Below are 23,610 nucleotides of genomic sequence, written 5' to 3' on the forward strand. Positions count from 1 at the left end.
TTTAAGCAAGGAGAAGCAGCATGAAAGCAGATTGGCTAATTATAGGGGCTGGATATTCAGGCTGCGTGCTAGCTGAGAGGATTGCAACTCAATTGGCACAACGAGTGCTGATTGTAGAACGGCGAGATCACATCGGCGGTAATGCTTACGATTCTTATAATGAGCATGGCATTTTAGTACATAAATATGGCCCTCATATCTTCCATACCAAGTCTAAAAAAGCCTGGGATTATCTCTCTCAATTTACTGAATGGAGACACTACTATCATCATGTGTTGGGAGTAGTGGAAGGCAAGAAAGTGCCTATTCCTTTTAATCTAAATTCCCTCTATGCTCTTTTTCCCCCACGCTATGCAGAAAAGCTGGAGAATTCGCTTCTAGAACACTTCGGTTTTGGAGTTAAAGTCCCTATTCTCAAATTGCGTGAAAGCGCTAGCGGAGATTTAGATTTTTTAGCGAACTACATTTATGAAAATGTTTTCCTCCACTACACAATGAAGCAGTGGGATTTAAAGCCTGAAGAATTGGATCGTGGAGTAACAGGACGTGTTCCAGTTTATATCAGTCGGGATAACCGTTATTTTCAAGATAGATATCAGGCTATGCCAAAACATGGTTACACCGAGATGTTTCGCCGAATGCTTGCTCACCCCAACATCAAGGTACTCCTAAACACAGATTACCGGGAAATTATCAATGACATTAAGTTTAACCGGATCATCTGTACTGGGCCAATTGATACCTTCTTTGATTATATGTATGGTGAGTTGCCTTATCGTAGTTTGCGCTTTCAGTTTGATACTTTGGATCAAGAATATTATCAAGAAGTAGGTACAGTCAATTATCCCAACGAGTACAACATCACTCGCATTACAGAACAAAAATATTTGTCTGGGCAAACCTCACCCAAAACTACTTTGGTAATGGAATATCCCCAAGCTTACGTACCAGGGAAAAATGATCCCTATTATCCTATACCCCGCGAGGAGAACCGTGAGCGGCTAGATCTTTATCTCAAAGAGGTAGAGAAACTGAACGGCACAGTTATCTTTGTGGGGCGGCTGGCTGAATATAAGTACTACGACATGGATCAGGCTGTAGTGCGATCGCTTGGTGTGTTTGAGAAAGAGATAGCTAATTCTATTAGAACTTATGCAGGAGTTACGTAAGAATAAAACCACTCCAGGCACAGGAACACGGAGGAATAAAAGTTAGAGAGGTATTTTGCGTAAGTTCTGTTTAAAATGGTGCGTTGCACTATGCGACAACGCACCCTACAACATTGGATTTGGAATCGTAGTTATTTTCCAATTTGTTTAGATCAAGCCTATATTTTCAGCGCAAAATAAAGTTTGAATTTCAAAATTAATACCAAATTGGTGTAGGAAGTCTTGTTTCAAAATTCTGAACTAGCCTATTAATCAATGGTTTTAATCCAAAATCCAAAATTAGTATAAGAGGTAAATTATGCCTGTAAATTACGAAAATGAAACTTTGTACTCTAGCGAAGAATTATCTCAAATTCTCAAAGTTCCACAAGAAGAGGTGACAACATTTGTCAAAGACAGAAATATCAATACAGTTAAACTACAGAATGTTATCCACATTCCTAAACATACCCTTGAAGACTTCTTTGATGATTATTTTGCATTTAAAGGTATGGCAGGCGATCGCAACTATTATAAAATCCCAGACTGGTTAAATAATTGTACATCTTCCTGGGCTATTACTTTAACTAAAATGTATCAAAAAAGCTTTAATTATCCTTCTCCTTTGTCACCAGAACAAGGAGAATTTATGAAAAGCTTAGTTTGCAATATTAATCCCAAAAATGTTTTAGAGATTGGTTGTTTTACAGGTATTTCCACTATATGGATGGCTGCTGGTTTAGAGCAAATAGAAAGCCCAGCAACTATTCACTCTGTTGACTTATTTGATGATATTATGCCGTGGCTACCTCATCGGTATGGATATTTGAGTAATCCTCTCGAATATGCCCAAGAATCCGTAGTTACTGCTCAACTGTCTCATCGAATTAAGTTTCATAAAATGAATTCTCAAGAAATGGGTAAGAAATATCATGAAATCATAAATAAACCCATTGATTTCCTTTTTATTGATGGAGACCATACTAAAAGGGGATGCCTTACTGATTTAATACTTTTTTATCCTCATGTTTCAATTGGAGGATATATCTTATTACATGATATATATCCTGATAATTGCGATTGGGATGGGCCAAGATTTGTAATTGACAAATTTCTCAAAAATAATTCTCATTTTGATTTAGTGGAGGTTAAGACAAGTCCCAATAATTTTGGTATGGCTCTGATACGTAAGTTAAGTAATGATGGAAAGCTTAATTTTGCAGATCGCTTGCTCAAGACACAGATTTGGCAACAATTAAAAAAGAATTCAGTCAGTCAATGGATAACAGAATTTGTCTTCAGATAATTGTTCTTTATATCTTCAGTTACAATTCTCATGACAAAATGTAATTTTTAATATGGAGTAATTATGAGTTCTTCACCACTTTATCTAGATCCAATAGTTGTCCCCTTAATTACAGGAGAAACAGTACTAGATGTTGGTTGTGGCTTAGGAAGATGGGGTAATTTAATTCAAGCTAATTTTTGGGAATCTGGATTAGACAAACCTCCGTTAGTTGATGGCATTGATGCGTTTCAAGCAAACGTAGAATATTGTTCTCAACAAAAATGCTATCGTCATGTGTGGTATCAGGTAATGCCATCACCTCTACCAGGAAAATGGGATACAGTTTTAGCTTGTGAAATAATTGAACACATTGAACAAGAAAAAGTAGAAGAATTTCTCAATACATTAGAGAATGCTGCTAATAAAAAAGTGATAATTTCAACACCTAATTATCCATGTTTTAGAGATGGTTCAGATACAATAGTTGGGTTTAATGATTTTGACGCTCACTTAAGTTATGTATCGCGTAATTATTTTCATCGTCATGGCTATAAAGTAGTGGGTGCTGGTTTACGTAAATGGACAAAATATCCAGGCTCGTTAGTAGAAAAAATCATTGCGCCTTGGAAACCTGGGTTTGAATCTATTTCAAGATTAATTCCATTTGTTGCTGATTCTATTGTTGCTTATAAAGATATGTAGTGGCTAGAGACAATTGCGTCTGTACATAGTAATTAGTCTTGACTTGTAAATTTATTAGTTATTTATTTATCAGAAAATAAAAATAACTTGTAACTTCCATTCTTTTTCTTGACGAATAATTTCTATTTGACGGATAAATTCACGAAAATAAAACCGTCGCTCTGCTTCGGATAAGTCTAACCAAAACTGAGGAATAGAAACAGCTTGAGCGACAGAACGCAGATTTACTGGTGGTAAAGTCGCTAGCTTCGCCTCAAGTGCAGATATTTCGGTGCGGAGTTTGTATGTTCTTAATTTGGCTGTTTCTGTATCCAGCACACCAGTTTCTACTAAATTGGGTAACTGCTCAAGAATTTTTTGCTGATGGACGATCGCTTTTCCTAAATTATCTTTAACTGCATCCAATTGAGGAAAATTCATTTTTGCTACTGCCATTGGCAAGTCGCGGCAAACTGCACCAATAGTACTATCCAATACTTGCTGGTAGGAAATAGAACGACATTTAGGACTTTGGGGACAACTTATCGGACGTAGATAAAGGTACTCTTTATCTTGGTTACGAATTGCGACACGGCAGACACCCATGTGTGATTGACAGTCGCCACAAACTACCAATCCGGCTAAAGAACGAGGTGCGCTGGCAGTTCGCGATGGCAAGCGACTATTGCGGCGCAAAAGCCGATCAACTTGTGCTGCTTCTTCCTTAGAAAGGATTGGAGCATGAGTGTTGGGGATAATTTCACCGTTTTGATAAGCTGTGTTGCCACGATACACTGGATTAGTCAACCAACGTCGTCCGGTGGTAACAGAAATTTTCTTACCGTATTTTTTTGCCAAGTAACGCACTGCTCCTCGCAGCGAACCATAAAGTAAGAAGTGTTCAAAAAAATCTTTAACTACTGGAGAAGTACTACGGTCTATGATGTATTTATCTCTACCACGACGATAACCATAAGGCGCTTTGCCAGGTGGGGGTGTTGCATCTAAACGATTGCGAGCGTGTCCTTGGCGAATGCGGCGACTGTGTTGCTGACGCTGAATCTCTTGTAATAATTTTAGCAATTCAGCACGGAAATGGGGAGATTGTTCAGAAGAATTATAACCCTGCTCAAATGCAATCAGTGTTATCCCCAGTGCTTCTAGCTGCAAGAGGCGATCGCTTATTTGTTCAACAGAATCTCCCAATTCTTCCAAACGGCGAATTAGCAAGCAATCGGGTGGATCGGTTGTGCAGTCTGCAAAGAATTGTTGTAATTGCGATCGCTCTCCCAAATCTTGATAGAGTCGATTTAACTGCCATTCCCAAGTCGTAGGATCGGGAGCATTTTCCAGAAGCGGATCTGTGTAAGTATAAGCGAAGATTTTCATGAGTTAGTCATTAGTCATTAGTTAGTAGGGGAGGCAGCGCGTTGCGGAGCCAGTGCGGTGGACGGCTTCCCCGGCATAAAGCAACTGGCGTCGGGTTCCCCCGGTTGTAGCGACTGCCGTGCGGGTTTTATGGATTAACTTTGGGTTAGAACTGACAATTTATCTTCTAAACCCGCCCGTACAGTGGTTAGTAGTTAATTGTCTGTTGCTCCCCCATCTTCCTTATCTCCTCCATCTTCCTCATCTCCCCCTCCCCGTGTCCCCGCGTCGCACACTCACTGCTGGTTTAACTCAATCACGTTTCCATCTGGATCTTGGGTAAAAATAGCAGGGCGACCAGAAGCGCTAGGTTGCACTAGAAAGTTATAATTTAAAAGCTGCTGTTTAGCGGCATCTAAGTCGGAAACTAAAAAAGCAATGTGGGGATTGCGTCCCCATTTTTCATGTTTGGGTTCATTGGGGACAGTTGGCGCAACTATTAGGTGAACTTGATACTCGCCGATTTGATACCAAGCACCAGGGAATTTCATTGGACGTTCTACTTTGGTTAATCTCAATACAGTGCCATAAAAATGTTCGGAGCGTTCTAAATCTGTAACCAGAATTGCTGTATGGAGAGGTTGAGTAATCTGCATAGTTGCACCAAACATGAGTGGATGTGAGTTGCTATGGATTTAATTTACCTGTTTTGGACAGTGGGTAAAGCCCAACAAAAAATCCCACTACTCACAGCTTATAAGAAATAATAGAAGGAATAGCCCCTCCTCGCTTGCGGGGAGGGGTTGGGGTGGGGTTCTATCTCTGCAACCAACCTGCAATCTCTTCCAGTACTGCATCAATTGAACTGAAAACATCTTCATTCCTAAACCGTACCACCCGCAATCCCAAACTTTCCAAAAATTCTTGGCGGATTCTATCTTTTTCTTGCGTGTAGTCGTGAATCTTACCATCAACCTCCACAATTAAACGCGCTTCCCCACAGTAAAAATCCACAATAAAGCGATCAATAGCGTGTTGGCGGCGAAACTTAAAGCCCAAAAGTTGCTTGTCTCTTAATTTTTGCCAAAGTTTCTCTTCGGCTGGGGTGGGTTCACGCCGCATTTGTCGCGCCAGTGGCTTGAGTTTTTCCCAGAGTTCCGGGGGGGTTTGCCAAACCCCACCCCCTAGCCCCCTCCCCGCCTGCGGGGAGGGGGAATTGGAGGGGGAATTGGAGGGGGAATTGGAGGGGGAATTGGAGGGGTAATGAGAGTCGGGATTTGGGTGCTGTTCTGAGGGCATGTGCTAATATCTTTGTTTTCTGCTGGTTTTTATTTATTGTTCCCAGCGATCGCGCTCCTCGCACTCTCACAAGCAGGCAGTGATTTTCTGCTTACAATGTATAATTAAAGCCAGTTTCATGCAAAGTCTATGGAACGATTAAACATCAAAGAAGAAGCCCGAAAGTTAATTGACAAATTACCGGAAAACTCTACATGGGATGACTTAATGTACGAGATTTATGTTAGGCAAGTTGTTGAAGCTGGGCTTGCTGATAGTCAGGCTGGTAGAGTCACTTTTGTGCAGGAAGTTCGGGCAAAATTTGGACTACCAGAGTGAAAATTTATTGGACAGAAACGATTGCCCAAAATTCATCCCAGTATGCGTCTAGAATAGTTGACCGTATAACCAGACGTTCAGAACAGATTGCTAATTTCCCTTTGTCTAGTCGGATTGTACCAGAGTTTGAAACAGAGCAAATTCGAGAAGTAATTGAAGGTTGATATCGAATTATTTACTACATCAAAGCCGAACAAATAGATGTCCTTGCTGTCATTCACGGTTCACAACAAATCACATCAATTTCAGAAAAATATTAAATGTAGGGTAAAAAATGCGATCGCGCTCACTATCATCATCTGGTAACGTGTTCTACTCAAAGCTCCCCATCGCGCTATCTTGATATTTAAGGCTAAAGGAGTGTATAAAGTGGTAAAGGGCAAGCACGTTTTACTTACAGGCGGCACTGGTGGCTTAGGGTTGGGTGTGACACCAACAGTTCTGACGCAAGGTGCAACAGCAGTGACAATTCCCTATCGCAACCCCAAAGACATCGAACGACTCAAAGGTATTCTCTCACCTGCCAACTTTGCCAGAATTCAATTTGTCACTGCCGATTTAAAAGATGAAGCTTCGGTAGAGAATCTCATTAAACAGATGGTGCAAGTTGATGTATTAATTCATCTGGTGGGTGGCTTTTCGATGGGGAAAACCCATGAATACAGCTTTGAGAATTGGCAACGTGATTTTGATATCAACTTAAGTACTACTTTCCTAGTTTGCAAACATAGCCTCAAAAATATGTTGCACAATGGTTACGGACGTATTGTGACTGTTGGCTCCAGAGGTGCAGTAGAACCTACTGGACAACTGGCGGCATATTGTGCTTCTAAAGCTGGTGTTGTTGCTCTCACAAAAGCGATCGCTGACGAAACCAAGGGTACTAATATCACTGCTAATATTGTTCTTCCCAGCGTGATCGACACTCCCACTAACCGCGAATCTATGGGTGAAGAAAATGCCGCTCAATGGGTGAAACCTGAATCTTTAGCCGAAGTAATTTGCTTTTTAGCTTCTGAAGCCGCTAAAGATATCCGAGGTGCGGCAGTTCCTGTTTATGGCAGTATTTAGGGGTTACAAGGGGCTAGAGGCTGGGAAGGAAAGGGGATACGAGGCAGAGGAGCTTTAGAGGCAGTGGGGGAGATGGGAAAGGGAGCAACAGACAATTAACTACTAACCACTGTACGGGCGGGCTTTAACAGTAATCTCTCGAAGATAGCGAAAATACATAAATAAACCCGCACGGCAGTCGCTACAACCGGGGGAACCCGACGCCAGTTGCTTTATGCCGGGGAACCCGTCCACCGCACTGGCTCCGCAACGCGCTGCCTCCCCTACTAACAAATGACTAATAACTAATGACTAAACCTCACAACAACTTTGCCGCAATTTTTGCCGCTGAGTAAATATTCAACAGCATTCGGGATAGATTCTATGCCTTGGAATTGGGTTGGATCGACAGCAACTTTGAGTTGATTGGTGTAGAACAGGTGTAAGAGGCGATCGCGTGCTTCGGCTGCATATTCTTGATAAAGAGGCATCAGAAAGCCGCGCACGGAAGCAGCTTTCCAAAATAGCTTTTGATAAATGCGTGGTTGTGTTATCTCCTCTAAATTTCTACCATATTCGGAAATAAAACCAACCACAACTAAACGTCCACGAATTGCTATATTTTCTACGCAGGTGTCGAAAACTTGTCTGCCGACACAATCAAAAACAAGATTAACGCCATTGGGGTATTCTTGTTTGAGAACTTGATCGAGGTTTTCTGTACGGTAGTTGATAATGCGATCGCATCCTAAGCTTGCAAGCAACTCTGCTTTTTTTGGCGAACCACAAGTACCGATGACATGATTACCTGCTAACTTCGCTAGCTGTACCGCAATATGCCCGGTTCCTCCTGCTGCTGCTGTTACCAAAACTACTTCATTGTTTTTCATCTCTCCCACTTTTTCTAATGCCATCAAAGCTGATATTCCTGTTGGCATTAAAGTTAGTACTTCTGGAGTTGCTTCCCGTACCTTTACTGCTAAGTTTGCATCAATAACCTGATATTCACGATAACCTCCTCCCCGCACAGTAGTTACTACAACATCACCAACTCGAAAATTTTGAATATTCTCTCCTACAGCTACCACTTCGCCAACAGCTTCTACTCCTAAATCAAAAGGAGGAGTCAAGTTAACGTAAGGAACTTTTCCTTGGCACAGTAATGTATCAAACCCGCTATTGATACCAGCAAATTTATTACAAATTACTATTTGATCAGCAGCAGGTTCAGGAATAGGAGTTTCTATAATTTCAATAGCTGATTTAAAATCTTGAGAAATTTTTTTTGCTATTAGTTTTTTGTAAGTTCTTAAACTCATGTTCCTGAGTTGAAAGAGGGGTGTAAGGGTTTAAGGGTTTGGGATGTAGGGGAAAGAATCCTCTTTCATACTTTGTGGTGAATTTTATTCATAGCGACTGCCTCCTGCCTTCTATTTAAATTTGCGCTCATCAAGTAAAACATCAAAATGTTTCACATTTGGCTCAAGTTCAAGCAAATATTCTTTATCTCTAGGAAGATACCTCGCTTTTTCAATATCATTACCAGCAAACTTACGAATTGCATCTCGTGATTCCCAATAGGAGATCACAGTAAATTCTGTAATCTTACCATCAGAACGACGAAGTACTTGCGCTCCTAAATTGCCGGGAATGGCTAGTATTTTCTTGATTCCAGCTTCGTTGAGATAAGTATAGTATTCATCTGCTTTAGAATTCAGAGTTCTACCGTGCCAAATGCGTGCAATAACTTTCTTTGCTTGAAGATTAGTATTGTTTGTTTGTCCAATAGTTGGAGAGTTATTAACCTGTGCAAAAGAAGTAAGCGGTAATATACAGATAAAAAACGCTAATCCAACCAAGATGCTAAAGATTTTTTTCTGTTTCATCATTATTTCCTCTTCAGCTCATAACGCTTTATCCCACTCCAACTGATGAGCTAAACCATACTTAATAAAATCTTCTTCTTTAGCGCGATCGCTTTTACCAAAAACACCCAAGCTGTAAGGATTATCTTGCATTCTTTGGGTGACTTGCTCTTGTTCAAATCGGATTACTTCCTCTCTAGGCTGATCTGGTTTAAAAAAGTCTACAACCAAAACAGTCCTGTCATAATTGGTGTAATTATGTGGACAATGTGGGTAGCTGTGATCTAAAACCATGAATTCTCCTTCATGCCAATAAAGCTGCTCGTGGCATATTTTCATCGCCACATCTCCCTCTGGCACAATTAATCCTAAATAGCCACGATTCATATGAGGATTATAGTTCACATGCAGCTTGATATCCAAGCCTGGATGAAATGTACCAAAATAAACATTTCTGATGATATCATCAACGCTAAAGTTCACTTTTTCTATCACCTTAGCCAAATTTGAGAAATATTTCTCTCTTAAAAAAAGTGCTTTTTTTGATGCATCTTCTGGACTATAATCTGGATATTTTATTTGATGGAATTGGATGTATTCTTCAATAAAAATACCTTGAAATAAAATCCCAAAAGCACTATATTTTGAATGTCCCTTGGTTTTAATTGTTTTACTTTTAGGGCCAAGAACATCATAAGTGAATTTTAATTCCTCTGGAGATGCATTGTTAATAAAGTGGGTAAATTCATCTCTAATTACTTGCCAGTTATCTTCAAAGCTGTTGAGAAAAGGAAATTGCTTGGGGTTCAGATGATACTCATTAAAACTTGTCATTGTTTCTTCTCCTGAAGATGATTGAATAAAAAACGTTACACAATGATGGAATTTTATCTGCGTTTCAGTATAGTGCTGATATCATCCTTGGGTTCTCTACTTATTTTAGTGTGATGTTTACTGTGTCTGAAATGCCTAGTCTGACTAAGCCCAGAGAATTTTATCCAGAAGTAAGCGATCGCATTAGCCTCTATCTCCATTGCCTAAGTAGCCGGAATCCAACACCTACACGAAAATTGTTCGGCAAGACTCCACCCTCACAGGTTTGAAAGCATAAAGCACCGCCCATCCGCCCCATTCAGAATTTAAACTCTAGTCAGTAAAGAGTATAAAAAATGAGCCAGCGTATCAAAAGAGCATTTTTAGACACAGAAGATGGACAAATTCTTTACCGAATCGGTGGAGAAGGTGAACCCATACTTTTACTGCACATGACTCCCCGCAGTAGTGATGAATTTCAAGAATTGATGCCTATTTTGGCTGCCAAAAAATTAGTAATTGCAATGGATTTAATGGGGTTAGGTGATTCTGATAAGCCCCCCAGAGTTTATTCGGTTGCAGACTATGCCAAAACTGCGATCGCGCTTTTGGACGAATTAGGCATAAAAAAGACAAGTATTTTTGGTAGTCTTACTGGGGGTTATATCGCCGGAGAAGTTGCAGCAGCCTATCCAAATCGTGTTGACAAACTTATTCTGTGCAATGTAATTGGATTTGACGAAGAGGAAAGAGACAAGGTTTTAAAGACATATTCTCAAGGGTTTCAAATTAAAGAAGATGGCTCTCACCTGATGGAAAGATGGTTAGCTCGTGTCAATTATGTCGGCAAAGGAGAGTTAAATCACCGTTGTGTTTTAGATGATTTGAAGTGCTTTGGTTCTCCTGTATACCCTGGTTTGGCAGTAGCAAATTATTGTCTTGATGCTCAAGAACGATTTAGGTTGATTAAGTGTCCGACTTTGATTTTGTCGGGGAAAAAGGCGTTAGAACCGTTAGAAAAAGTTGGTTTAGCAAAAGCTGAGAATCAATCTTGGCTCCAGGAAGTTATTCCTCATAGTCAAAGAGTTGAACTAGAAGGTGGAACTCTTTGGATGGTTAATCAAATGTCGGCAGAAGTATTAAAAGTAGTAGTCGATTTTCTGGGAAAATAGTAAGTACTTGAGCTAAATAAGTATGAAAAGAGACATAGAATTATTGAGGTGCGTTGTCGCGCAGTTCAACGTATCCTTGTGTCTTAGAAGAAGTTCCCGATTTTTTGAACAATCGCTTGACTTCTAAGGCAGTCGCTAGTGGCGCTATTGAGGCGACACTGTTTGTGCCTTTACGGCAGCGACTTCTGCCTTGACGTTTCCGTGTTCCGCACAGCCTGTAGCAACTTCTGCCTTGACGTTTCCGTGTTTCACACAGCCTGTAGCAACTTCTGAGTTGACGTTTAAGTGTTTCGCTTAGACTGTAACGGCGAGAAGAGGTCTGACTTTAAGAAGTATTAAAAGTAGTAGTTAATTTTTTGGAAAAATACTAAGTACTTGTGCAAAATTGATTAGGCTTTTTTGCATAGAGAGCAGAGAAAAAGGAGCAGAGAAGAAAAAATCTCATTGCCTAGAAATATACAAATAAATTTGCCTACCTATTTAAGAGGAAGATAATGAACAACGAATTACCACTGATTATCGAGTGTCGTTGTAACGAAATAACCTATCGCCAGGACAATCCGGCTTTACCCTACTCTCCAAAAGAGATCGTCCGCGAAGCTGTTCGTGCCTGGGAAGCAGGGGCTTCGATTTTCCATTGGCACGGGCGAGATCCAGAGAGTGGGAAACCGCGCAACGATGTTGAACTCTATCTCGAAGTGATACAGGGAATTCGCGAACAGACGGATCTCCTCATCCATCCAACACTGGGCTATATTACACAGAATCAGGTAGAGGATCGCGTCCGGCACATCTTGGCAGTGAATGACGATCCAGTGCTGCGGGTTGACATGGCACCAGTGGACTTCGGATCGCTCAACGTGGATTTTTGGAATCCCCAGGCAAAACAGTTTACTAGTTATGACCAAGTGTACGTTAATACTCGTGCTAATCTCAAGGCGGTGCTGGAAGTATTCACAAAACACAATATCTACGTCAGTTCAGTCTGTTGGGACGTAGGGCAAATGCGAACAGCACGATGCTTCCAGGAAATGGGGCTTCTGCCACGGGAAACGTTTTGGGAGTTTGTCTTTACTGGGGAAGTGATGCCGGCTGGAGCTGCGGTGACTATACCCGGTTTGCAGGCGTTCGTGGCTGAGGTTCCTGCGGGTAACCAGTGGTTGGCACTTTGCTGGAATGGAGACGTGATGAGGGTGGCAGCCTGGGCAATCACGCTTGGCGGACACGTCGGCATCGGACTGGGAGATTATGCTTACACTCGCTTTGGCAAGCCGCACAACGGTGAGTTAGTAGAAAAAGTTGCAAAGATGGCACATACCCTCGGTAGGGAAGTTGCAACGCCAGCGCAAGCGCGTGAAATTCTGAAGATACCGCCGAGAGCTTTTGCTCGGCAAGAGCTACAGGCAACTGCCAACTAAGGCGGTGAGATAAGTATAGCAGCAAATTTTGGTAATAAATTGGGATCTGTAGGGTGGGCAATGCCCACCTGGAGAGAAATGTAACTGCGATCGCTCAAAGATAATGAAACAAAAAATTAAACGAGCTTTTTTAGACACAGAAGATGGACAGATTCTTTATCGCATTGGTGGCGAGGGTGAACCTCTGCTGTTGTTACACATGAACCCCCGCAGTAGCGATGAATATCGCGAACTCATGCCTATCTTTGCTCAACACAGACGAGTAATAGCAATGGATTTGATGGGGTTTGGCGATTCGGATAAACCACCTAGAATGTATACGATCACCGACTACGCGAAAACGGCGATCGCGCTTTTAGATGAATTAGGGATAGAAAAAACGAGCATTCTGGGAAACCATACAGGTGCTTTTGTGGCTGGAGAAATAGCAGCAAGTTATGGCGATCGCGTTGAAAAACTGATTTTATGTAATGTAGCTGGTTTTGGTGAAGGAGGGCAAGCAGAGCTATTCAGAAAATTTGAGGAAGGTTTTAAAATTCAAGAAGATGGCTCTCACCTGATGAAAAGATGGTTAGCCCGTTCTCGATACGTAGGCTCTGCCGAATTAAATCACCGTTGGGTTTTAGACGATTTAAAATGTTTTGGTCATCCTTTGTATGCAGTTTGGGCTGTAGGCAATTACTGTCTAGATGCACCACAAAGATTTCGTGCCATCAAGTGTCCAACTCTGATTATTTGGGGAATGGATGATGTGAAAGAATTTGAAAGACTAAGTTTAGCAAAAGCTGGCGATCGCTATTTTCTTTCTCAAGCAATTCCTCATGGCAAAGTCGTTGAATTGGCACAAGGAACAATTTGCATGATGAATCAGATAGCTGAAGAAATAGCGCAGGCAGTAATCGACTTTCTCAACGATTCGGAATAATTCAGCCTCTAATTTTCCAAGATTGCTGTACACTTAATCTCTACAATTAGTCCTGGTGTAGATAAAGCACTTATCCCAAATCCCGTCCAAGTTGGGAAATTATTAGTGAAATAGCGGTCTTTTACTTGCATAAACAGTGGCAGGTGTGGAATAGTAAACTGTTGTTGTTCTGAAGCATTAGCAGGCTGAACCTGCAAATTACCGAGATTCACCCCTGTCACATGGTAAGTAATCATCTCTACTACATCATCAAAAGTCGCTCCTGCTGCTGTAAGTACCTTTTTCACATTCTCGAAAGTCTGAACAAATTGGGCTTCTGTTCCCTCTACTACCTGTAAATTTTCATCACGTCCCACCTGTCCTGAAATATATAATGTGTTGCCTACCTTAATGCCAGGGCAATAGTGATACTTTTCGTATAAGACTTCCATCCCTGGGGGAATAATAACTTCACGAGTCTTCAAAATTTTAACCTCTCATTGCAGTGACAATCGAACGCGCAGCATCAGACAACAACCAGCCATCAGCAGCAGGTAGCACGAAATCATAGCCCTTAGCGAACAGTTTGCGTCCTCCGGCGGCATGACGACTGACACCCCCAAGCCAACAATCAGGGGTGGAGCGGACTATTGCTTCAGCTTCCGCCATCAGTCGGTCAAGTTCTGAATTATCATAAGTTCCTAACTTAGTCAGAGCAGCAAAATCGTCCACGATGTCTGCCATCAGATCGCCTGCTCCTAAAACTACCATATCGATCCCGTCAACTGCGGCAATTTCCCTAACATTCTCAAAGCCCCGACGAGTTTCGACGATAACGGCTATGAGTAGGTTTTCCTGATAATTGGCAGGATATTCTAGCTCTGCCAAACCCCAGTTAGCTGCTCGGCTCTCCGGATAACCAACACCTCGGTGTCCGCCATGAGGTCGATAGCGGGTGGCAGCGACAATGGCTTGCGCTTCATCTGCTGATTCTACGGTCGGAACGACTATACCTTCCACGCCCATGTCCAAGGCTCGTTTGATATAGACTGGATCGTGTGAAGGTACACGCAAAATGCAGGTAACATCCGTTGCCTGGGCAGCGCGGAGTTGCCCTACTAAGACGCCCATGTTCGTAGCGCCATGTTCGTGGTCGATAATAAAGGCATCGAACCCACACATAGAAAGAAGTTCGATTGAGTCACCATCAGAGAAAAAAATCCAGCAACCGATTGGTTGGGAACCGGTTTGGAGCATTTTCTTCAGTCTATTAGGTCTGAACATAATTTTTTATCTATAACATTACGCCAACCCACTTACTTGTCAATAAATCGACGCTTGCTAAAAATTAGACAATATATTTAGATATTCGCATTGCCGAGCATTTGTCACAAGTTAAAAGTGAGCGAATTTCAAGCGACTTTTAGGTTTAAGTTATTTATGGACTGGTTCTGTTAACGGTGTTCAATTGCTTTTTTGGGGAACTTGAAGTAATGTCTAATTGCGACAAGTTAAGATGGGATCTAGTTATTCTTTCTCAGCGGAGATGAGCATAGCAGAATTATTACCAATCTTGCAAAATCTGTCTCGTACCGAAAAATTACAAATCATGAAGTTTTTAGTTCAACAACTAGCAGATGAAGAAGCATTGTCGCTGCAACCGGGAGCTACTTACAATGTATGGTCTCCATTCAATTCCCATGATGCTGCTTTGAAGCTAGCCGCACTGTTGGAAGAAGACAGACAAGCAAACGATGGTTAACGCTCAAAGGTTTCCCTTCATTGAAGGACGTGATGCATTTGGTGATATTGACGCAGTACCACAATTACCTTTGACATTGGCTTACCGAAATTCTACTGTGGAAGTTACAGGACTGTTAGATACGGGAGCCAGCGTTAACGTTTTACCATACTCTTTAGGTATACAACTAGGAGCCGTTTGGGAAGAATTAAGTACTTCCGTGCAACTAGCTGGAAATTTAGCGCCAGTTGAAGCCAGAGGATTAGTTTTATCAGCCTAAATCAGTACTTTTGTACCTGTGCGATTGGTATTTGCATGGAGTCTGACAGATAGTGTGCCATTACTGTTGGAGCGGATGAACTTTTTCCTAGAATTTGATGTTTGCTTTTACCGTTCACAAATGGCATTTGAACTGCGTCCAAAATCATAACTCTTCTACTAATTTGCAATGTGATCGCACTTCCTATGGGTGCTCCGCCCAAGGATGCGATCGCTTTTCTTTTATGTTCATGCAAGCAAAGTTAAGCTTTTACAGTTTAGCGTCAAACATTGGGCGATCGCCTATTGCCTCGTTTCCGGCTAGAAGCTGGAAATGCCTCTGCTAGCGGCTCTGCCTTCCAAGGCGGCAGAGCCTCCAATCAGCATTCCAAATCAGAGACTCGGAACAAGAAACGAGAATGAGACAGCACACCTGAATTATATAAATTAATATTTATTTACCCCAGTCTTCGTTTCACTTCCTCCGCCAAATTAGCCAACGGAATTTCCACTTGTTCTCCTGTTTTCAAATCTTTGAGCGAGGATTTCTGTGCTGCGGCTTCATCAGCACCAATAATCACGCAAAATTGTATTCCCTGTTTATCCGCAAGTTGGAATTGCTTACCCAATCCTCGCTTATCAAAACTAGTGACAACATTAATCCCTGCCTTGCGCAAATCTTGAGAAACCTTTAAATAAAGTGGCATCAAATCTTCTTGCATATTTACTACCATAACTTGTGCTGGGGTAGGTGCAAGAGTATTTAAAATACCAGCTTTGATTAAACGACTGATTAGGCGAGTTAAACCAATCGAAATGCCTACACCAGGCATTTTCTCACCTAAAAATACCCCAACTAATTCTTCATATCTACCACCAGAACAAATGCTACCCAAGGCTTCATGCCCTAACAAAGTTGTTTCGTAAACTGTACCTGTATAGTAATCAAGCCCACGAGCAATTGATAAATCAATACAGAAACGATTTTCAGCAACTCCCAGGTTACGAACACCTATAATCACTGTTTCTAGTTCTGTAACTCCCAAACTAAATTGTTCGGCTTCTGGTGTGTTTTGGCTGAGATATTTAAGCTTATCTAATACTTCGTCAACAGTACCATTAATTTTAATAAATTCAATGATTTTTTGCGTTTGTGCAGGTGAAATTCCCTCTTTCTCTAATTCTTGCTTTACTTTGTTTTCACCCACTTTTTCCAATGTATCAATAATGTTGATACAAGATTTAATTTTGCTTGCTTCAACTCCTACAGATTGAAATAAACCAGTCAGAATTTTGCGATTATTGATGCGAATAACAAAATCACCAATATTGATAGCTTCAAATATTTCAGCGATAATTGCCGGCATCTGAGCATCGTAGAGTAAGCTCAATTCTCTACGTCCAACTACATCAATATCACATTGACGAAATTGACGAAAACGCCCATCTTTTGCTCGTTCTCCACGAAACACAAAATCCATTTGATAACGAGCAAAAGGAAATGACAATTCATTTAAGTGACGGGCAATATACGCAGCCAGAGGAACTGTTTGGTCAAATTTTAAAGCGCGTTCTTCCGAACCTGTTTCTCCTGCTTTATCCTTTTCTGCTTGTCGATTTGGAGGCAAAATAGGACTAATACCATAAATAATATTGTCGCCTTGATTACCCTTTGCTTGTAAAACTTCTAACCGTTCTACTGCCGGAGTTTCAATAGGAGTAAATCCGTAACTTTCAAAAACTCTACGAATAGTATCTAGTAAATATACTTCTAGGCGCTTTTCACCAGGAAGAAATTCAGGAAAACCACTAGGAGTAGAGAAATTTATTTTTTCGCCTTTTGCCATGCCTCTAATTGATAGTAGTTAGTAAGTAGCAGTTAGTAGGTAGTAGTTAGTAGGGGCGGGTTTTGTTGATTAACTTTCTGTTCAAACCGATAACTTATCTTCTAAACCCGCACGGCAGTTACTACAACGCGAGAAACCCACAAGGGCGCGCTGCCTCCCGTACAGTAGTCGGTTATTAACCATTAACTACTATCTACTATCCAGTATCCATTAATTATTTTCCATCAAATCACTTGATCGCATCCGTTCCTCTTGAATCAGCGTGCGCTGGTAAATCTGATGATTTTTAAACCACTGCCAAGTACGGGCGCGATAGTTATTGCAGGGACTAATTTGAATCATTTCATACAAGTACATTCCTGGCATTCCCTTATAAGAAAACCACAAAATAATTGTGGAATCATCAACTTCCCAGGCTTTGCCTTCAATGCGTTCCGTATCAAACCAAAGTGTTTTATCTCGATAGGTTCCAGGAAATTGATGTTCTTCTTGTTTCCCGTCAGGCCATTTGTAACGATTGATCTGATAGTAAGAATCGGAACCATCTGTTGGAAATTGGCAAGTTAAGTGGGATTCATGCTTGTCGAGGATTTTTCCTTCTGTATCGACTAGTATGTACGTGCCTACCCAATCTCCTTCATGGCGGGCAAGAACAGGCATTTCCTCTCGGATGGTAGACATGATAACTTTCCTCTTATTTATGGCAATTTGCAAATAACCATACAAGCATGATACCCGTCACTAACCCACTTCCAGCCCAACCAGTACTGTAGGCGATCGCACTCGCAATTCCTGCATTTAACTTCATTGTTAAAGTTTGACATATGGCAGCACACACAGCAGAACTTATTGCCCCCTTTACACATCCTCCTAGAATACTGGCAAAAATCCACCAGCCTGCTTGGTTGCTATAGTGACGTAAAATCAACCACTGAGCAATTCCCAATCCACCGACGGTGACAGGCTCCTTCACAATATTTAACCAGAATACCTCTCCAAATTCACCTACAGCTAAAAGCATTTCCACAATCGGATCGAGAATTCTTCCAGCTGCGATCCTAACTTGAATGCCCAACAACCAACCAAATGTACTAGCTAATATCCACCAATACCCATAGCGAAGATAACGCCGTAACACGAACCATTGGGCAACTCCGAGAATCGGCCCGGTTAAAATTAATGTTGCTAGAAACTGGAATCCGCTCTCCTCTAACGCGCCAACAACAGCGCCGCCAATAGCATTAGCCAGTATCCACCATAACAACATTTTCCCCGTTCCCCCAACCCTGTCCCCTGTCACCTATCCCCTGTCCCCTGTCCCCTATCCCCTGTCACCTATCCCCTGTCCCCTTCCCCCATACTACTGGGCATCAAACCACCAAGGATCGGGAATAGATTTTGTTTTGACAAGCAATGCTTTTTTACGCATAAATCGCGTTAGTGCTGCTGCACCCATCCGCGATCCACCTAAACCGGAGAATTTGAAGGAATTTTTCTCTCCCTCATATATCAAGGCGGTAAGAGCTGCATCATTAATACTGATACCACCTGCATTTATATACTGGGCAACTGCTAAGGCTTCTGCTTCGTCTTGTGCAAATACTGCTGCACTAAGTCCATAAATGCTATCGTTTGCCAAGTTAATTGCTTCTTCGACCGTAGAAAATGGCATTATAGGCATAATCGGGCCGAATGTCTCTTCGTTCATCACCTTCATGGCGTGGTTAACCTCGGTGAGAACTGTCGGACGACACCACCATCCTCCCCCAGTCTCTTCAACTTTACCACCGCAGTGTACAATTGCTCCTTTTTCCACTGCATCTAACAAATGATCGCTAATAATTGCTGCTTGTCTTTCTGAGATGATCGGGCCAATTTCTCCACTTTCAACTGTAGGATAGGCTAATCGTAGACGTTGAGCTTTGGCTGTTAGAAGTTCGACAAACTCTTCAAAAATAGCTTCTGCAACGTAGATGCGTTCAATTGAAAGACATGACTGCCCGGTGTTGACGACAGAACCCCACAATATTGCTGAGGTTGCTAATTCTAAATCTGCTGATTCCAACACGATCGCCGGATCTTTGCCTCCCAATTCCAAAAAAGCTGGAATGAATAGCTTTGCTGCTTTTTCTCCTACTTTTCTCCCTGTCGCTACACTGCCTGTAAAGCAAACCAAATCGACATTTTCGACGATAGCAGTACCTGTTTCCCCTCCCCCCTCAACGAAAGTCAATACATCCCGTAACTGAGGTACAGCGTTAATTGCTGACAATAGCGGTGTCATAAAGCGGGGAGTAATCTCGCTGGGTTTGACTATTACAGCACAACCCGCCAGCAATGCCGGAATTGTATCAATAGTTGAAAGCAACAGTGGAAAATTCCACGGACTAATTACCCCAACCAAAGAATATGGAACTGCCGTTTGTTGCAGATCGATAAACGGTATTGATGTGTTTTGTTGGGTTTCTTGCAATAGTTTTGGCGCTAATCTACACCATCTATCAATACTGGAGAGAAACGAGCCAATTTCTAATTCCGAAATTGATAACCTTCCTGTATCAGTGACTAAAGCTTCGGTGAGCTTATCTTGATTAGAAATGATAGCTTGCTTCCATTGTTTTAAAGTTTCAATTCGTCCTTCTAAACCAATTTGCTGCCAGCTTTTTTGCGATCGCCGCAGGCGGTTACACAGCTGTGTTAACAGCATTGGGGGCGGAGGTACAATTACGTAGTCATATTTCCCTGTGCGAGGGTTGCGAATTTCTATAGGTTTTGTCATTTGTCATTTGTCATTGGTTAGTAGTTAGTAGGGGAGGCAGCGCGCCCTTGCGGGTTCCCCGCGTTGTAGCGACTGCCGTGCGGGTTTTGCTGATTACCTTTCGGTTGAAACAGACAATTTATCTTTTAAACCCGCCCGTACAGTAGTTAGTTTTCCCCGTGTCTCCTTGTCCCCTTGTCCTCATTGCACGATTGCCAATCTCAAATAATCCCCAAGTTGGCTAAACGCTCGATGGTTTGTTGCTGAGTCTGGATAAAGTGTTTGCGATCTAGTGGTTGATTCAGCATGGTATTTGCAGGGTAAAAGTGTGACTGACTGTAGCTCTGGGCATATAGTTCTAATCGCTGGCGAGAAAGCAAATTATGCAAACCGGGGCGACGGCGATCGCGTCGTAAAGCAGCCAAATCAATTTCTGCAAAAGCAGCCATACTTTCCCCTGCACCTGTTTGTGCTAAAATCAATCCGCGATGATCGATAATTTTGGAACCACCATCGGTGGAAGCTTCTGGAATAGGGACATTGGCAATGCCAGCAGTGTTAGCTGAGACTACATATGCCATATTTTCTACTGCCCGACAAATTTTGGCAGCTTCTTTAGGCGCGCGTTCTTTGCCATAAACTTCGGATGTAGAATGCAAAAAAATCTCGGCACCGCGCATTGCTAAACACCGAGCCACTTCCGGATATAAAATTTCTTCTGATGCTAAAGCTGCTAAATTACCAATTTCCGTCTTCGCTACAGGAAAAACACCATCCAACCCGTAGCAGTCAAGATATTTATTCCAAACATCGTGTGGTGTCGGTGCAAACATAGAATTTAAACGCCGATAGCGCAAGACTACTGTGCCTGATGGATTGATCACAAAGCAAGTCTGGAAGTACAAACCTGGAAAGTTGGGATCTAATTCATACGCATTCCCAGCAATAAAAATACTATGTTTCTGAGCAATTTTACTGAGAGCGTCATACTCTACTCCCGCCATTTCCAAGCAGGCTTTTTCTGCCCAAGCAGCAATTGACTCTCCCATTGGAAAGCCAGTCAAGAAGTATTCAGGTAGGACGATTAAACGACAGTCGAAGCCGATAAAAGCGAGACTCGCAGCGATTTGTTGTGCCAAGCGGTTGATAGTATTTTGCATGAAAGAACCAGCTTCTTGGCGATCACGTGCCTGATTAACTGCATGGCACTTAACTTGGAGTGCTAAGGCGCGGAATGAGTCGATGGTGTTTTCTTCCATGTTAATTGCAGCTTTTTATACTGTTATTTCCACTTGTGGAGTGCTAAATTCAGAACAAAGTCACCTTACCCCACCCTGTCAAATACCCCCTCCTTACCATAGAGGCTTGGTGGCTTCTTGGATGGTAGAAGAGGAGGAAAGAGGTGATGCACAAAGTTAATAGGGAATACCTTGTGAGAAAAAATCTATAACTCTTGCCGATAGAACCGATCGCCAATCAGTCATGTTTTATTATCAGTGCGATCGCTTCTATACCTACTCATGCTTTTGCAAATATTTATTATGTTGTCTGATTGTGTAAGCATTAAGAAGTGGCGATCGCATCAGCCTAACTGTCACATCCTTGGTAAATAAAATAATTTCTTCTAATTTCTAGCCAACAGCAACCAACAAAGGCAATTTTATTCGCAAAACTGCCAACAAAGCTTTAGAATTTTTATTGTTAATAAGTGTAAATCAATCAAAGTAAAGTGTATCCTAGTTTCGCCTCATTTTTAAGTAATATTTATAACCACACTCAGGATTGTGTCTTGGGTATTGGACTTTGGGGATTGAGTATTAAATATTTTATTTTTACTATGCTCCATACCCCTTGCCTTATATCCATTCCCCATTCTCCAATCCCTAATTCCCAGTCCCCAGTTCCTAATCCCCAATCATGACAGAAACTCTGTTTCATGCCTATATGCCCTTGATTTTGTGGACAAGTCTGGGGCTATTTATATGTAAGTTCTTACCTCAGTGGCTCCCTCGTTTATTAGGTCGCGGTCTTTACTGGATTGGTGTACCAGTAGAACTTTTTATACTAGCTAGGCAGAGCCAAAGCAGTGAATTTAGCACTGGTAATGGCTTACCCTTACTAGCGTCAATAGTAACTTTGGGAACACTAGTACTAGGCCTGAGCGTGGCATTTTTAATTTTATCGGTATGGAAACATTTACCTTTCCAAAAGCCAAACGCGGAGACGCAAAGAGCATCTGACGCGGAGAATCTACCCAAAATATTCTTCCTGTCTCCACATCCCCGTATCCCTTTATCCTCTTCCCAGGCTCTTTCCCCTCGTACCCAAGGTAGTTTTATACTTGCCGCAGTTTTGGGCAATACTGGTTTTGTTGGTTTAGCGATCGCCCCATTTTTAATTAACTCTGATGCGATGAGTTGGGCTGTACTTTACAGTATTACTCATAATGTTACAGGCCCCTATGGCTTAGGAGTAGTAATAGCCAGCCATTTCAGTCATTCCCAAAAAGCCTCAAACTGCTGGTGGATGCAACTGCGTGAAGTATTAACCGTACCTTCTCTTTGGGCTTTTATTTTCGGCTGTCTCACCTCTGGAGTGCCACTACCAAAAGTAATTGAATCAGGACTACAAAGCTCTGTTAGCATTGTCATTGCCTTAGCATTTCTACTTACTGGTATCCGTTTAGCACAACTCCAAGGATGGAAAAGCATTAAACTTGGGGTCGCACCTGCTATCATCAAAGCTTGTATAATTCCCTTACTGGTTGGTATTGCTACCACTTTTTTACTCGGATTATCAGGCGATCGGCGTCTGGCAATGGTTTTGATGTCAGGGATGCCTTCGGCCTTTGCTGGTTTAATTTTGGCAGAAGAGTATAACCTGGATCGCGATTTAATTGCTAGCAGTATCATTCTCTCTACACTCTTGTTACTCTTAATGCTTCCTGTGTGGATTTTACTGTTCAGTTAAAATACTCTTCTTTAATCAGCCGACCATCTTCGATGTGAATTATTCTATCTGCTATATCTAAAACTCGGTTGTCATGAGTCACCAATAGAATAGCACATTGCTGCTCCTTAGCCAGTTGCTGCATAATTTCTACAACATCTCGGCCTGATTTACTATCTAAGGCAGCAGTAGGTTCATCAGCTAAAACTAATTTGGGCTGGCTCACCAAAGCACGAGCGATCGCTACCCGTTGCTTTTGTCCTCCCGATAGTTCTGTAGGATAATAATTAATTCGATGTCCTAACTTAACTGCATTGAGCATCGCTTCTGATTTCAGACAAGCTTCTCGATAAGAAATATGTTGGTGGAGTTCCAGTGACATTTGTACATTTTGTCGAGCTGTTAAAAAATCCAGCAAGTTATGAGCCTGGAAAACATAGCCTATGTTGCGGCGTACTTGTACTAATTGTTCATTACTTGCTCCATGTAACTCCCAATTCAAAAATTTGAGGCTTCCTTCTTGAACAGAACGCAACCCGCCAATCAATGTTAATAAAGTTGTTTTTCCGGAACCAGATGGCCCCGACAAAATCACAATTTCACCAGATTTTATTACTAAATTAATGTCAAACAAAATCTGATTTCGTAATGAGTTTTGACCAAAGTAGTGATTGATATTCCTAACAGAAACAACAACTTCTTGTTGAAACATGGATTTCGTAATTTATTTAAT

General features: G+C 41.7%; 28 protein-coding genes and 1 pseudogene. 15 read left to right on the top strand and 14 right to left on the bottom strand.

Features of this window, described 5'->3' with window-relative positions:
* The first annotated feature begins 20 nt into the window (after positions 1–20).
* From glf to U2718_RS01925, 3 genes are all read left to right on the top strand, one after another.
* Positions 21–1,169: a UDP-galactopyranose mutase gene (gene glf, locus U2718_RS01915; RefSeq protein WP_341999724.1), complete on the top strand. Its 1,149-nt coding sequence runs from the start codon at positions 21–23 to the stop codon at positions 1,167–1,169.
* Positions 1,170–1,467: 298 nt separating this feature from the next.
* On the top strand, positions 1,468–2,454 hold the full coding sequence (locus U2718_RS01920) for a class I SAM-dependent methyltransferase (RefSeq protein WP_341999725.1): 987 nt from the start codon (positions 1,468–1,470) through the stop codon (positions 2,452–2,454).
* Positions 2,455–2,517: 63 nt separating this feature from the next.
* Positions 2,518–3,138: a class I SAM-dependent methyltransferase gene (locus U2718_RS01925; RefSeq protein ID WP_341999727.1), complete on the top strand. Its 621-nt coding sequence runs from the start codon at positions 2,518–2,520 to the stop codon at positions 3,136–3,138.
* A gap of 69 nt (positions 3,139–3,207) precedes the next feature.
* Here U2718_RS01925 and U2718_RS01930 read toward each other — a convergent pair whose 3' ends face one another.
* From U2718_RS01930 to U2718_RS01940, 3 genes are all read right to left on the bottom strand, one after another.
* Positions 3,208–4,506: a recombinase family protein gene (locus tag U2718_RS01930; RefSeq protein WP_341999729.1), complete on the bottom strand. Its 1,299-nt coding sequence runs from the start codon at positions 4,504–4,506 to the stop codon at positions 3,208–3,210.
* A 275-nt stretch (positions 4,507–4,781) separates the two neighbouring features.
* Positions 4,782–5,141, bottom strand: coding sequence for a VOC family protein (locus U2718_RS01935; RefSeq protein WP_341999846.1), 360 nt, complete (start codon positions 5,139–5,141; stop codon positions 4,782–4,784).
* 160 nt (positions 5,142–5,301) lie between these two features.
* On the bottom strand, positions 5,302–5,784 hold the full coding sequence (locus U2718_RS01940) for an endonuclease domain-containing protein (protein ID WP_341999731.1): 483 nt from the start codon (positions 5,782–5,784) through the stop codon (positions 5,302–5,304).
* Between the two features lie 129 nt (positions 5,785–5,913).
* Between U2718_RS01940 and U2718_RS01945 the strand changes: the two genes are divergently transcribed.
* The 3 genes from U2718_RS01945 (at position 5,914) to fabG (ending at position 7,173) form a co-directional block, all read left to right on the top strand.
* Entirely contained in the window at positions 5,914–6,102 is a 189-nt protein-coding gene (locus U2718_RS01945) for a hypothetical protein (protein ID WP_341999733.1), read from the top strand.
* Positions 6,099–6,266 carry a hypothetical protein gene (locus tag U2718_RS01950; RefSeq protein WP_341999735.1) on the top strand — a complete coding sequence of 56 codons (168 nt, stop codon included), beginning with the start codon at positions 6,099–6,101 and terminating at the stop codon, positions 6,264–6,266. Before U2718_RS01945 ends, U2718_RS01950 begins: the two co-directional genes overlap by 4 nt.
* 205 nt (positions 6,267–6,471) lie before the next feature.
* A complete protein-coding gene (fabG, locus tag U2718_RS01955) occupies positions 6,472–7,173 on the top strand; it encodes a 3-oxoacyl-ACP reductase FabG (protein WP_341999737.1) in 702 nt (233 codons plus the stop codon).
* Between the two features lie 284 nt (positions 7,174–7,457).
* Here fabG and U2718_RS01960 read toward each other — a convergent pair whose 3' ends face one another.
* From U2718_RS01960 to U2718_RS01970, 3 genes are all read right to left on the bottom strand, one after another.
* Complete coding sequence (locus tag U2718_RS01960; RefSeq protein ID WP_341999739.1) at positions 7,458–8,471, bottom strand: zinc-binding dehydrogenase; 1,014 nt, start codon at positions 8,469–8,471, stop codon at positions 7,458–7,460.
* A gap of 111 nt (positions 8,472–8,582) precedes the next feature.
* A complete protein-coding gene (locus U2718_RS01965) occupies positions 8,583–9,038 on the bottom strand; it encodes an antibiotic biosynthesis monooxygenase family protein (RefSeq protein ID WP_341999741.1) in 456 nt (151 codons plus the stop codon).
* A gap of 18 nt (positions 9,039–9,056) precedes the next feature.
* On the bottom strand, positions 9,057–9,851 hold the full coding sequence (locus tag U2718_RS01970; protein WP_341999743.1) for an aspartyl/asparaginyl beta-hydroxylase domain-containing protein: 795 nt from the start codon (positions 9,849–9,851) through the stop codon (positions 9,057–9,059).
* A gap of 113 nt (positions 9,852–9,964) precedes the next feature.
* On the opposite strand from U2718_RS01970, the gene U2718_RS01975 reads away from it, so the two are divergent.
* The 4 genes from U2718_RS01975 to U2718_RS01990 all read left to right on the top strand — a co-directional run bounded on the left by U2718_RS01975 (position 9,965) and on the right by U2718_RS01990 (position 13,345).
* Entirely contained in the window at positions 9,965–10,120 is a 156-nt protein-coding gene (locus tag U2718_RS01975) for a hypothetical protein (RefSeq protein WP_341999746.1), read from the top strand.
* A 66-nt stretch (positions 10,121–10,186) separates the two neighbouring features.
* Entirely contained in the window at positions 10,187–11,002 is an 816-nt protein-coding gene (locus U2718_RS01980) for an alpha/beta hydrolase (protein ID WP_341999748.1), read from the top strand.
* Between the two features lie 494 nt (positions 11,003–11,496).
* The gene (locus tag U2718_RS01985) at positions 11,497–12,420 is read left to right on the top strand and encodes a 3-keto-5-aminohexanoate cleavage protein (protein WP_341999749.1); all 924 of its coding nucleotides are present in this window, start codon (positions 11,497–11,499) and stop codon (positions 12,418–12,420) included.
* Between the two features lie 103 nt (positions 12,421–12,523).
* Positions 12,524–13,345, top strand: a complete 822-nt coding sequence (locus U2718_RS01990) for an alpha/beta hydrolase (RefSeq protein WP_341999751.1) — start codon at positions 12,524–12,526, stop codon at positions 13,343–13,345.
* 8 nt (positions 13,346–13,353) lie between these two features.
* Here the strand turns inward: U2718_RS01990 and U2718_RS01995 are convergent, their stop codons facing one another.
* Together U2718_RS01995 and U2718_RS02000 are read right to left on the bottom strand one after the other, a co-directional pair.
* A complete protein-coding gene (locus U2718_RS01995) occupies positions 13,354–13,809 on the bottom strand; it encodes a RidA family protein (protein ID WP_341999753.1) in 456 nt (151 codons plus the stop codon).
* 4 nt (positions 13,810–13,813) lie between these two features.
* A complete protein-coding gene (locus tag U2718_RS02000; protein WP_411813210.1) occupies positions 13,814–14,608 on the bottom strand; it encodes an HpcH/HpaI aldolase family protein in 795 nt (264 codons plus the stop codon).
* Between the two features lie 262 nt (positions 14,609–14,870).
* Between U2718_RS02000 and U2718_RS02005 the strand changes: the two genes are divergently transcribed.
* The 3 genes and pseudogenes from U2718_RS02005 to U2718_RS02015 all read left to right on the top strand — a co-directional run bounded on the left by U2718_RS02005 (position 14,871) and on the right by U2718_RS02015 (position 15,746).
* Positions 14,871–15,086 (top strand): hypothetical protein, encoded by a 216-nt coding sequence (locus tag U2718_RS02005; protein WP_016873141.1) that lies wholly within the window; start codon positions 14,871–14,873, stop codon positions 15,084–15,086.
* Positions 15,079–15,495: pseudogene (locus tag U2718_RS02010) on the top strand (retroviral-like aspartic protease). Before U2718_RS02005 ends, U2718_RS02010 begins: the two are co-directional and overlap by 8 nt.
* Positions 15,496–15,614: 119 nt before the next feature.
* Positions 15,615–15,746 carry a hypothetical protein gene (locus U2718_RS02015; RefSeq protein ID WP_341999759.1) on the top strand — a complete coding sequence of 44 codons (132 nt, stop codon included), beginning with the start codon at positions 15,615–15,617 and terminating at the stop codon, positions 15,744–15,746.
* 35 nt (positions 15,747–15,781) lie between these two features.
* Here the strand turns inward: U2718_RS02015 and hisS are convergent, their stop codons facing one another.
* From hisS to U2718_RS02040, 5 genes are all read right to left on the bottom strand, one after another.
* Positions 15,782–17,170 (bottom strand): histidine--tRNA ligase, encoded by a 1,389-nt coding sequence (gene hisS / locus U2718_RS02020; protein WP_341999761.1) that lies wholly within the window; start codon positions 17,168–17,170, stop codon positions 15,782–15,784.
* Between the two features lie 210 nt (positions 17,171–17,380).
* Positions 17,381–17,851, bottom strand: coding sequence for a DUF3598 family protein (locus U2718_RS02025; RefSeq protein ID WP_341999763.1), 471 nt, complete (start codon positions 17,849–17,851; stop codon positions 17,381–17,383).
* A 13-nt stretch (positions 17,852–17,864) separates the two neighbouring features.
* Positions 17,865–18,470 carry a hypothetical protein gene (locus tag U2718_RS02030; protein WP_341999764.1) on the bottom strand — a complete coding sequence of 202 codons (606 nt, stop codon included), beginning with the start codon at positions 18,468–18,470 and terminating at the stop codon, positions 17,865–17,867.
* Positions 18,471–18,530: 60 nt separating this feature from the next.
* Positions 18,531–19,949 carry an aldehyde dehydrogenase family protein gene (locus tag U2718_RS02035; RefSeq protein WP_341999766.1) on the bottom strand — a complete coding sequence of 473 codons (1,419 nt, stop codon included), beginning with the start codon at positions 19,947–19,949 and terminating at the stop codon, positions 18,531–18,533.
* A gap of 200 nt (positions 19,950–20,149) precedes the next feature.
* Positions 20,150–21,187 carry a nitrilase-related carbon-nitrogen hydrolase gene (locus U2718_RS02040; RefSeq protein ID WP_341999768.1) on the bottom strand — a complete coding sequence of 346 codons (1,038 nt, stop codon included), beginning with the start codon at positions 21,185–21,187 and terminating at the stop codon, positions 20,150–20,152.
* Between U2718_RS02040 and U2718_RS02045 the strand changes: the two genes are divergently transcribed.
* Positions 21,186–21,347 (top strand): hypothetical protein, encoded by a 162-nt coding sequence (locus U2718_RS02045; RefSeq protein ID WP_341999770.1) that lies wholly within the window; start codon positions 21,186–21,188, stop codon positions 21,345–21,347. The two genes, U2718_RS02040 and U2718_RS02045, sit on opposite strands and share 2 nt — an antisense overlap.
* Positions 21,348–21,845: 498 nt before the next feature.
* Positions 21,846–22,898: an AEC family transporter gene (locus tag U2718_RS02050; protein WP_341999772.1), complete on the top strand. Its 1,053-nt coding sequence runs from the start codon at positions 21,846–21,848 to the stop codon at positions 22,896–22,898.
* On the opposite strand, the gene U2718_RS02055 is transcribed toward U2718_RS02050, so the two are convergent.
* Complete coding sequence (locus U2718_RS02055) at positions 22,891–23,589, bottom strand: DevA family ABC transporter ATP-binding protein (protein ID WP_341999773.1); 699 nt, start codon at positions 23,587–23,589, stop codon at positions 22,891–22,893. The two genes, U2718_RS02050 and U2718_RS02055, sit on opposite strands and share 8 nt — an antisense overlap.
* Positions 23,590–23,610: the final 21 nt, after the last annotated feature.

The sequence above is a fragment of the Chlorogloeopsis sp. ULAP02 genome, assembly GCF_038404745.2.
Taxonomy (GTDB): Bacteria; Cyanobacteriota; Cyanobacteriia; order Cyanobacteriales; family Nostocaceae; genus Chlorogloeopsis.